The 7,269-nt window shown below is 70.9% G+C and carries 10 protein-coding genes; 1 reads left to right on the top strand and 9 read right to left on the bottom strand.

Annotated elements, in window-relative coordinates:
- Positions 1-93: 93 nt before the first annotated feature.
- A complete protein-coding gene (locus QM633_RS10115) occupies positions 94-1,101 on the top strand; it encodes a DNA topoisomerase IB (protein ID WP_415153633.1) in 1,008 nt (335 codons plus the stop codon).
- Between the two features lie 3 nt (positions 1,102-1,104).
- Here the strand turns inward: QM633_RS10115 and QM633_RS10110 are convergent, their stop codons facing one another.
- From QM633_RS10110 to QM633_RS10070, 9 genes are all read right to left on the bottom strand, one after another.
- Positions 1,105-1,272, bottom strand: coding sequence for a YHS domain-containing protein (locus tag QM633_RS10110; protein WP_415153632.1), 168 nt, complete (start codon positions 1,270-1,272; stop codon positions 1,105-1,107).
- A gap of 129 nt (positions 1,273-1,401) precedes the next feature.
- Positions 1,402-2,808 carry a pyruvate kinase gene (gene pyk / locus QM633_RS10105; protein ID WP_415153631.1) on the bottom strand — a complete coding sequence of 469 codons (1,407 nt, stop codon included), beginning with the start codon at positions 2,806-2,808 and terminating at the stop codon, positions 1,402-1,404.
- A 44-nt stretch (positions 2,809-2,852) separates the two neighbouring features.
- On the bottom strand, positions 2,853-3,767 hold the full coding sequence (locus QM633_RS10100; protein WP_415153630.1) for an RluA family pseudouridine synthase: 915 nt from the start codon (positions 3,765-3,767) through the stop codon (positions 2,853-2,855).
- Positions 3,760-4,299 carry a signal peptidase II gene (locus QM633_RS10095; protein ID WP_415153629.1) on the bottom strand — a complete coding sequence of 180 codons (540 nt, stop codon included), beginning with the start codon at positions 4,297-4,299 and terminating at the stop codon, positions 3,760-3,762. The genes QM633_RS10100 and QM633_RS10095 overlap by 8 nt, the downstream gene beginning before the upstream one ends.
- A gap of 29 nt (positions 4,300-4,328) precedes the next feature.
- Entirely contained in the window at positions 4,329-4,769 is a 441-nt protein-coding gene (locus QM633_RS10090; protein ID WP_415153628.1) for a TraR/DksA family transcriptional regulator, read from the bottom strand.
- A gap of 115 nt (positions 4,770-4,884) precedes the next feature.
- Positions 4,885-5,874: a DivIVA domain-containing protein gene (locus tag QM633_RS10085; RefSeq protein ID WP_415153627.1), complete on the bottom strand. Its 990-nt coding sequence runs from the start codon at positions 5,872-5,874 to the stop codon at positions 4,885-4,887.
- Between the two features lie 137 nt (positions 5,875-6,011).
- Positions 6,012-6,287 carry a YggT family protein gene (locus QM633_RS10080; protein ID WP_415153626.1) on the bottom strand — a complete coding sequence of 92 codons (276 nt, stop codon included), beginning with the start codon at positions 6,285-6,287 and terminating at the stop codon, positions 6,012-6,014.
- Between the two features lie 13 nt (positions 6,288-6,300).
- Complete coding sequence (locus QM633_RS10075; RefSeq protein WP_415153625.1) at positions 6,301-6,780, bottom strand: cell division protein SepF; 480 nt, start codon at positions 6,778-6,780, stop codon at positions 6,301-6,303.
- 80 nt (positions 6,781-6,860) lie between these two features.
- Positions 6,861-7,269 (bottom strand): polyphenol oxidase family protein (locus tag QM633_RS10070; RefSeq protein ID WP_415153624.1); only part of this gene is annotated, 409 nt, incomplete at its 5' end.

The raw sequence follows: 7,269 nt of genomic DNA, 5'->3' as shown, positions 1-7,269 counted from the left end.
TCGAATCCCCTTCCCGGTACGTCGGGAACGGCCACGCCGCCCGCCCGCTCCCCGCCGGGAATGGAGCGGCCCCGTCACGGGTAGCAGACCGGTGTGCCCCGACTGCGCAGGGTCTCGCCCGATGTTCCCGGCTGGCGCCGGACGCGCCACGGGCGCGGGTTCGGCTACACCGACGCCGAGGGCCGGCCGCTCAACGCCGGGGACCGCGAGCGGGTCGCCGCTCTGGTGATCCCGCCCGCGTGGCGCGATGTGTGGATCTGCCCGTACCCCAACGGCCACCTGCAGGCGACCGGGGTCGACGCCGCGGGCCGCCGCCAGTACCTGTACCACCCGGCCTGGCGCGAGCGGAGGGACCGCCTGAAGTTCGACCGGGTCGCTCGCGCGGCCGCCGGGCTGCCAAGGGCGAGGGCCAGGGTGGCCCGCGACCTGGCCCGCGACGGGATGCCGCTCGACCGGGCCGCGGCGCTCGCCGTCCGCCTGCTCGACCTCGGCTACTTCCGGATCGGCAACGACCTGTACGCCGACGCCAACGGCTCCTTCGGCCTGACCACACTGGAACGCCACCACGTCCGCAGGCACGGCGACCAGCTGGTGTTCCGCTTCGTCGGGAAGTCGGGCATCGAGCACCTGGTCACGATCAGCGACCCGGCGGCGATCACCGCCCTCGCCGCGCTCCGCTCCCGCAGGGACAAGGGCAGACGCCTGCTGGCCTACCGCAGTGGCGAGGGGTGGACGGACCTGTCCTCGGGCAGCGTGAACGCCTACCTGGCCGACCTCTTCGACGGTGCGCTCACCGCGAAGGACTTCCGCACCTGGCACGCGACGGTGATCGCCGCGGAGTCCCTCGCTCTCACCGAGGAACCCGGCCGGAGCGCCGCTTCGCGTGCCCGTGCCATCCGGCAGGCCGTACGCGACGTCGCGGGCTACCTCGGCAACACCCCCGCGGTGGCCAGATCCGCCTATGTCGACCCGCGGATCATCGACTGCTACGAGTCGGGGTCGACGATCGCCGACGCCGCGTCCCGCCGCTACCGCACCGCTCGGGCCAGGCAGGCCGCGCTGGAGCGGGCCGTGCTCGCCCTGCTCGGGACAGCGCCGTAGTCGTCAGCTGCCGGTGTTCCCGACGTACCGGCCGGGATCGGCGACGAACGCGTCCCGGCATTCCTGCGAGCAGAAGTGGTAGGTCTGGGCATCGTGCACGGCGGACGGCGCCGTCGTCTGGTCGAGCGGCATCCCGCACACCGGGCATTCCTCGGTCGTCGGCGTCGTCATCCCTGCTCCTGTCCCTCGCCCGGCGGATTCACCAGCTGTACCCGCGGCGCCCTCGCCCCACACCGGCGACGCGGCCCGGGTTCGGCCACCGCGGGCGCCCGGCGGCGTTGTTCGAGGAGGGACGCCAGCTCAGTCCATCTCGTAGACGCGCACGGAGTTCGTCTGGCGCGAGTGCCGGCCGGGGTTCCCGGCCACGATCACGACCCGGTCGCCGTGGTGCAGGAAGCCGGTCTCGGTGAGGGCGGTCTGCACGGAGTCGACCATCGCGTCGGTGTTGGTGTACTCCGGGGTGACGTAGCTCTGCACGCCCCAGCACAGGGTGAGCTCCTGGGCGGTCTTGGGCAGCGGGGTGAACGCCATGATCGGCACCTCGGAGCGCAGTCGGGCCAGCCGGTGCGGGGTGTCCCCGGAGATCGTGAACGCCGCCAGGTACTTGGCGCCGGTCCGCTCGGCCACGTCCACGGCCGCCTTCGAGATGACGCCCGAGGTCGTGTGCGGGTTCCAGTTCAGCGTCCGGATCTTGTCCAGGCCCTCCTCCTCGGTGCGGCCGATGATCCGTGCCATCACGCCGACCGCGTCGAACGGGTAGTCCCCGACGGCCGTCTCCCCCGACAGCATGACCGCGTCGGCCCCGTCGAGGATCGCGTTGGCCACGTCGGACGCCTCCGCGCGGGTCGGCCGGTGCGCGGTGATCATCGACTCCAGCATCTGGGTCGCGACGATCACCGGCTTCGCCCACGCACGGGCGGCGTCGATGATCCGCTTCTGGACTCCGGGCACCTCCTCCAGCGGCAGTTCCACGCCGAGGTCGCCGCGGGCCACCATGAAGGCGTCGAAGGAGTCGATCACCTCGTACAGGTTCTCGATCGCCTGCGGCTTCTCCAGCTTGGCGATCACCGGGACGTGGCGGTCCTCCTCGTCCATCACGGCGCGGACGGGCTCCACGTCGGAGGCGTTGCGGACGAACGACAGGGCGATCATGTCCACGCCGTGGCGCAGCGCCCAGCGCAGGTCGCGCTCGTCCTTCTCGCTCAGCGCCGGAACACTCACCGGCACGCCGGGCAGGTTGATCCCCTTGTGGTCGGACACCGGGCCGCCGACGACCACCTCGGTGACCACGTCGGTGTCGGTGACCTCGACGGCACGCAACTCGATCGCGCCGTCGTTGATCAGGATCTGGTCGCCGGGGCGCACGTCGTCGGTGAGGGTCTTCAAGGTGGTGGACGCGCGCTCGGCCGTACCCGGCACGTCCTCGGTGGTGATCGTGAATCGGGCGCCCGGCTCCAGCGTGGCCGACCCTTCCGCGAACTCGCCCAGCCGGATCTTCGGGCCCTGGAGGTCGGCGAAGATGCCGATCGGCCGTCCGGCGATACGGGCCGCGTCCCGGATCCACGCCACTCGCTTGGCATGGATCACGTGGTCACCGTGGCTCATGTTCAGCCGGGCGACGTTCATTCCCGCCTCGACGAGCTTGAGGATGGCTTCCGCAGAATCGGTCGCTGGACCGATCGTGCACACAATCTTTGCTCTACGCACGTCGGAGACCCTAGCCGACCAAGCTGAACACAAGTGGGCGTGCTTCAGCCGCGGACGAGCTCCAGCGCTGCCCTGAGATCCTCAGGGTATCCTGAGCAGAACCTCACCTGCTCCCCCGTCCCGGGATGGACGAAGGCCAGTTCCACGGCGTGCAGCCATTGCCGCTGCAGCCCCAGCCGGGCGGCGAGGACAGGATCCCCGCCGTAGGTCGGGTCGCCCACGCACGGGTGCCGGATCGCCTGCATGTGCACGCGGATCTGGTGGGTACGGCCGGTCTCGAGGTGTACCTCCAGCAGGGTGACGGCGGGGAACGCCTCCAGCATCCGGTAGTGGGTGATGCTGTGCCGCCCGCCGGACACCACGGCCATCCGGTAGTCGGCGCCGGGATGGCGTCCGATCGGGGCGTCGATGGTCCCCTCGAACGGGTCGGGGTGGCCCTGGACGAGGGTGTGGTACGTCTTCTCAACCTCGCGGGACCGGAATGCACGTTTGAGCGCGGTGTAGGCCGGCTCGCTCTTGGCGACCACCATCAGCCCGGAGGTGCCCACGTCGAGGCGCTGCACGATGCCCTGGCGCTCCGCCGCTCCCGAGGTCGAGATCCGGAAGCCGGCCGCGGCGAGGTGCTCGACGACCGAGGGCCCGTCCCACCCCAGGCTGGGGTGCGCGGCCACGCCGGCAGGCTTGTCGACGACCACGATGTCCGCGTCGTCGTGGACGATCCGGATCCCGGCGACCTCGCTGGGGACCACCTGGACGGCCGGGACGGTGGTGATCTCGACCTCGAGCAGGTCCCCGGCCCGGACCCGGTGCGACTTGGTCACCGGGACGGAGTTCACCTGCACCTGACCCGCGTCGGCGAGGTCGGAGATCCGACTGCGGGACAGCCCGGTCATGCGGGCCGCGGCCGCGTCCACCCGGTCGCCGTCGAGCCCGTCGGGGACGAGCCAGACGCTACTCATCGCGGGAGGAGGCCTGCTCCTTCAGCCGGACGCCGCCGAGCGAGACCTGGGAGACCATGGACAGCCAGATGACCAGCACCGCCGCCGCGGTGATGAACATGTCCGCCACGTTGAAGATGGCGAAGTACGGCAGCTGGATGAAGTCGATGACGTGGCCGTGGAAGGGCCCGGGCTCGCGGAACAGCCGGTCGGACAGGTTGCCCATGATCCCGGCCAGCAGCAGGCCGATGGCCACGGCCCAGCCACGGTGCCGCACCCGCGGAACGATGAACGCGAGGACGCCGAGGAGGGCCGCGATCGCGACCACGGTGAGGGCCACCGTGAAGTTCTCCCCCATGCTGAAGGCCGCGCCCGGGTTGCGGATGAGCTGGAGCGTCACCAGTCCCCCGAGCAGCGGGACCGGGTGCTGCGGGTCCAGGTTCGCCAGCGCGAGGTTCTTGACCAGCAGGTCGACGCCGTAGCCCACCACGGCGATACCGAGGCACAGTGCGCGCAGCCGGCCGACCCGCACCGCGGGCGCTGCGGACGCCACCTGGCCTCCCACCACCACGTCCTCGCCGGCTATCGCCGTTCCTCCCGCTGCTTGCAGGCCACGCACATCGTCGCGCGCGGGAACACCTGGAGGCGGTCCTTGCCGATCGGCTGGCCGCACGACTCGCAGATGCCGTAGTCGCCCGACTCGAACAGGCGGTAGGCCAGCTGTGCCTGCTCCAGCATGTCCCTGGCGTTCTGGGCCAGGGACATCTCCTGGTCACGCTCGAAGTTCGACGAGCCGACGTCGGCGGGGTCACGGCCGGCGCCGTCCGTCCCCTCCTCGAACAGGTCGGCCAGGCCCGCCTCGGCGACCTCGATGGCCCGCTCCATGCGGGCGATGTCGGCGAGGAGCTCCTGGCGGATCTCCTCGACCTCTTCCTCGGTCCAGGGATCCTCGCCCTCGGCCACAGGGAAGGAGGCCGCGGGCCTGGGGGTGGCCACGGTCTCCCGAGTGCGTGCCGACGCCATCAAAAAACTCCTCCTGCTGATGTCTGAGCAGGGAGAGTACCACCTGCTTGGCGGGCACCCGCCGGAAACGCCGGACGCCGCCGGCGAGCGGCGGCGTCCGGTGCGGATCGGGCGATCAGTTGCCTTCGTTGAGCAGCGCGTCCAGGCGGGGCGTGGCCGACTCGGGCGCCGGCTCGTTGAGGATGGCCGGGGTGTCGGAGGGCTCGATCGTGGCCTCGGTGAGGGCCGAGATCTGGCTCTGCAGGTGGTTGGCCATGTTCGTGCGGAAGGACGACTCGAAGCTGCGCAGGTGGTCGACCTTCCCGCGCAGGGTGTCGCGTTCCTGCTCGAGCGCGGTGAACAACTCGGCGCGGCGCGCGTCAGCCTGGCCGTTGACCGCATCGGCCCGCTGCTGCGCCTCGGTGGTGACCTTCTCCGCATTCACCCGTGCCTCGGACTCGATCCGGTCGGCCCGCGTGCGGGCGTCGGTGAGGGTCTCGTGCGACTTCTTGTTCGCCCCGTCGATGACGCTCTCGGCCTCGGCGCGCGCGGAGGAGACGATCTTCTGCGCCTCCACCTGGGCCTCCCCGACGAGGCGCTCGGCCTGCTCGGTGGCCATCTGGAGCAGGCGGGTGACGGCAGGAGAAGCCTCGGCGGAGGACGTCACGACGATGTTCTCGACCTTGCCGACGGGCGCGGCCGGCTCGACCGGCACGGCCTGGGCGGACGCCTGCTGCAGCTGCGCGACCTGGTTGCGCAGAGACTCCAGCTCGGCCTGCGCCGCGGACAGCTCGGCGCGGGCCTGGTCGAGCTCCTGGGTGCGCTGTGCGAGTTCCTGGTCCTTGCCGGCCAGTTCGCCCCTGACCCCGTCCAGTTCGCTCTGTCGGCCCTGCAGGTCGGACTTCAGCCGGTCCGCCTCCGCGGAGTCGCCCGGGACGAAGATGCTCGACGGCTCGCTGGAGCCGAGGGCGTCGACCTGCTGCTTGAGGGTCGCGTTCTCCTCGGTCAGCTGTGAGAGGGTGGCCTCGACCTTGTCGACGAAATTGTCGACGTCCACCGGCTCGTAGCCATTCCGCCGGGCCAGATGGAAGCGGGTCTGGCGGACCTGTTCGAGGGTCAGGGTCATTACTCACCTCACGTGATCGGTACCGGGACCCGCGCGGGCGGGCCCCGAAGGGCGTTCTCAGGCTAGTGCGTCGGCAAAGCTGCGTCCAAGAGCGGCAGAACTCGCGGCTCGCAGGGGTAAACCCGAGGTCAAGACATTCACAGCCAGCTCACCAGCAGCGCGATCGCCAGGTACAGGACGGTGAACGCCACATCGATGTGGAGGTCGCCGAGACGGACCACCGGCAGGAACCTGCGCAGGGCCCGCAGCGGGGGGTCGGTGAGGGTCCCGACGAGTTCGGAGAGCACCCGCAGGCCGCCCGCCGGCTCCCAGTCTCGGATGAACAGCGGCACCAGCGACAGCACCGCACGCAGGGTGAGCAGGGCGAGGAACACCACGCAGAGCCCGTGGACGATCAGGAGTACCGGGCCCATTGCTTCGCGCCTTTCAGGACTGGTTGAAGAACCCGCCGGCGAGACGTTCCTTGTCCTCGGCTGCCACGGTCACGTTGTGCGGGGACAGCAGGAACACCTTGCTGGTGATGCGTTCAATGCTGCCACGCAGTCCGAAGATCAGGCCGGCGGAGAAGTCGACGAGACGCTTGGCATCCGCGTCCTCCATGTCGCCGAGGTTCATGATCACCGGGATCCCGTCGCGGAAGTTCTCCCCGATCGTGCGCGCCTCGTTGTAGGTGCGGGGGTGCACGGTGGTGATCCGGTTGATGTCGGCCACCCGCGGGTGCTCCCTGGCCGGGCGCCGGGTCTCCAGTTCGGTGACGGTGGCCGGCGCCGAGGCGGGCTTCTCCTCCGCCTGGCGGGGATCCACCACCTGTTCGGTGACCTCGTCGAGGTCCGGCTCGACCTCCGCGTAGTCGTTGTCCGAGACGAGGCCGAGCCACACGGCCGCCTTCTTGAAGCGATCAGCCATCGTTTGCTCCCTACATGTCGCCAGTCCCGATTGATGCTAGCCGGACGACGCGCGCTCACCGTGCAGGCCACGCCGCCGCGTCACGGGAGCCAGACCAGGCCCGCCTGGCGTCCGGAGTGTTCGCCGTCGCGGCGGTAGGAGTGCAGGGTCGAGGTGGTCCGCGTGCACGGATCCCGCCGGACCACCGCGCAGCCCAGCTCCTCGAGCTGGACCGCGGCCGCGGCGCCGAGGTCGAGGGAGGGCGTGCCCCAGCTCGTGGTGGCGGACGCGGCGGGGTGCCGCAGGGCGTACTCGTCCCGCAACGACTCCGGGACCTCGTAGCAGGCGCCACAGATGTGCGGGCCGATCCAGGCGGTGACCCGGGTGGCGCCGAGCTCGGCCATGCGGGCGAGGGTGGCGCTCAGAACGCCGGCGCCGAGCCCCACGCGGCCGGCGTGCGCCGCGCCCACCACCCCGGCGTCCGGGTCGGCGAACAGCACGGGCAGGCAG

Source organism: Propionicimonas sp., from assembly GCF_047606205.1.
In the GTDB taxonomy this organism is placed as follows: Bacteria; Actinomycetota; Actinomycetes; order Propionibacteriales; family Propionibacteriaceae; genus Propionicimonas.
This window is presented reverse-complemented; position numbering and strand designations above follow the sequence as displayed.

Coding starts and splice junctions, on each gene's coding strand:
- QM633_RS10110 (WP_415153632.1), bottom strand. CDS start 1,272: ATGACGACGCCGACGACCGAGGAATGCCCGGTGTGCGGGATGCCGCTC.
- QM633_RS10100 (WP_415153630.1), bottom strand. CDS start 3,767: ATGAGTAGCGTCTGGCTCGTCCCCGACGGGCTCGACGGCGACCGGGTG.
- QM633_RS10090 (WP_415153628.1), bottom strand. CDS start 4,769: ATGGCGTCGGCACGCACTCGGGAGACCGTGGCCACCCCCAGGCCCGCG.
- QM633_RS10085 (WP_415153627.1), bottom strand. CDS start 5,874: ATGACCCTGACCCTCGAACAGGTCCGCCAGACCCGCTTCCATCTGGCC.
- QM633_RS10080 (WP_415153626.1), bottom strand. CDS start 6,287: ATGGGCCCGGTACTCCTGATCGTCCACGGGCTCTGCGTGGTGTTCCTC.
- QM633_RS10075 (WP_415153625.1), bottom strand. CDS start 6,780: ATGGCTGATCGCTTCAAGAAGGCGGCCGTGTGGCTCGGCCTCGTCTCG.